This window comes from Bartonella sp. MR168JLCBS (assembly GCF_042194175.1).
In genome coordinates this window covers 1-1,087 of record NZ_JBHIMP010000149.1, presented here as the reverse complement: position 1 = coordinate 1,087, position 1,087 = coordinate 1, and the positions used below count along the sequence as shown (strand labels likewise).

The window sequence follows — 1,087 nt, the reverse complement described above, 5'->3', positions numbered from 1 at the left end:
ACTGCTTCAATTGCATACCACATTGATGATTTACCCCGCCCATTGCGAAGTGCTTGGCTTGGTTTTTCATCCATACGTGTATAACTTTCTGTGGAGCAAAAGCGCGATAAAGAAGCCAAACAAGGGTATTTTTTTAAAACCGGCTTAACAGCCTCATCTACTCCATAAAACAGAAAATAAACATTTGGCAAATGTTTTTGTACAATTGCTGCTCCTGCAATAGTTGCTTCCGGACCATAATCACCGCCCATTACATCCACAGAAATTCTAATCACGCCTGCCTATCCCACATCTTTTCATTTACACTTTAAACACATGTTGCGATTTTTTTTGCTGCTGAACATCCCTGAAACATATTGTGCAAAAACAGCTTCGCAGAAAATACCGTTTTTATAACAGTATACAATAGATAATTTTTTTATGTTCTTACAATTACTTCCAACTTTTCAAAATAGAAAATGGCGATAATTTTTTCTCAGCTTCTCCTAAATTTTCAATGACCCTCATGTGTGTCCCCGCTTTACGTGGATAATGATTAATAGACAACTCAAAAAATTCTTCCATGACTGTACCAATATCAATCTTATCGCCATAAAAAACTTCTGGTGTATCTAGCCCCTCTGCATCTAAAAACAGTTCATTTGTATCCTCTGATATTTTTGGTTTTATCAAATTTGAGTCTTCGGGAACAAAAAAAACCTCAATATTTTCATCGAGAATATTTTCTAGTCGCTCTAATGTTATAACACACAATTGTATTATACATGCCCGCAATAAACCTTTTACGCGTACTCCATGCTTTTTCCACGGTAAAATATGGAATTCTCCCTCACAAAACTTCACTTCCATTAAGTCATGATTCTTAGCTAAATGTGCGCACTCTTTCTGATCTGCAGAGATACGAACCTTTATACCTTTAGCCGATAATGACCCTACTGAGATTGGATAAACTAAAGCGAATGTCATTGGAGAAGTATTTCGAATACTCATTGGCAACTCTCGAATATGAAGGGATATAAATACTGTGCTTTCATTTAGCCAAAGTACATTTCATTGATTTTTTTCTTTTCTAAAGAAATTCTGTATG

At 35.6% G+C, this 1,087-nt stretch carries 1 protein-coding gene and 1 pseudogene; both read right to left on the bottom strand.

Going from position 1 to position 1,087, the window contains the following annotated elements:
- A pseudogene (locus ACFIK8_RS09925) lies at window positions 1-275 on the bottom strand (phosphate acyltransferase); the annotation flags it as partial.
- Window positions 276-432: 157 nt separating this feature from the next.
- On the bottom strand, window positions 433-990 hold the full coding sequence (locus ACFIK8_RS09920; protein ID WP_375669324.1) for a DUF177 domain-containing protein: 558 nt from the start codon (window positions 988-990) through the stop codon (window positions 433-435).
- Between the last annotated feature and the right edge of the window lie 97 nt (window positions 991-1,087).